The following is a 960-nucleotide window of genomic DNA, read 5'->3' on the forward strand; positions in this document are numbered from 1 at the left end:
CCACGGCCAGCACGCCCGCCGCGGTGGCCCAGGGCCCCTACCTGTTCGATGCCAACGGCCGGCTCGGCGACTGGAACGTGCGCGACCAGGGCGCGCGCACCGAGTTCACGCTGAAGGCCTACGCCCCGCTCGCGTTCAGCGTGGCGGCGGCCGGCAACTGCCAGGTGCGCGCCAACCAGAAACTGCTCACCCCCACGCGGGCGGCCACTCCGGCCGGCCCGGATGTCCAACAATTCCGGATCGCCGATGCTGCTGCGCAAATCCAGCTCCAGTGCCCAGCCCGCTGAGCGCCCCGTCCTGGCGCCTTCGTGGCTGATCGCCCTGCTGGCCAGCATGGTCGGCGGGGGGCTATGGCTGCTGTACCCCCGCCAGGATCTGGAGCGCCGGCTGTCCGAGACCACCGACATCGCGCTGTCGGTGGCCTACCTGACCAATCTGCTGCGCAGCGATCCCGACAACCCCCGCCTGCGCCTGCTGCTGGCGCAGCGCCAGATCGCCGTGGGCGAAATGGCGGACGCGCGGGCCACGCTGCAGCCCGCGCTGGATTCCAGCGACCCGGAACTGCACCGCGACGCGCTGTGGAGCCTGTGGGACCTGTCGTACGCCGAATACCAACGCACGCCCGAGAAGGAAACCGAGCGCCGCAAAGCCCAGCGCGAGGGCCTCAAGCGCCAGCTCCAGGCCCTGGCCAAGGAAAAGTGGCCCGCCGACCGCCAATTGCTGCTGGCCCGCCGCGCGGCCGAAATGGAAGACCGCGCCACCGGCGTCGCCATGAGCCGCCAGTTGGCGCAGGAGGCCAAAGACCCGCGCGAGGCTGCGCGCCTGTACGAGCGGGCCGCCAAGGAAGCGCTGGGCACGGGCGACTACGCGGGCAGCGCCGAGCTGTACATGCTGGCGCGTCAGGTCACGCCCGACCCGGAACAGGCCAAGGCTTACTACCTGGCCGCCGTGCGCACGCTG

2 protein-coding genes are annotated in these 960 nt (G+C 71.6%); both read left to right on the plus strand.

Annotation, left to right across the window (positions count from 1 at the left end; translation table 11 throughout):
• A partial coding sequence (locus tag AC27IO_RS24780) for a hypothetical protein (RefSeq protein WP_498741289.1) occupies positions 1–287 on the plus strand: 287 nt, incomplete at its 5' end.
• Positions 247–960, plus strand: a 714-nt coding sequence (locus tag AC27IO_RS24785) for a tetratricopeptide repeat protein (RefSeq protein ID WP_498741290.1), incomplete at its 3' end; no start/stop codon positions are given. The genes AC27IO_RS24780 and AC27IO_RS24785, both read left to right, overlap by 41 nt.

It is taken from the genome of Acidovorax sp. KNOB132 (genome assembly GCF_057541515.1).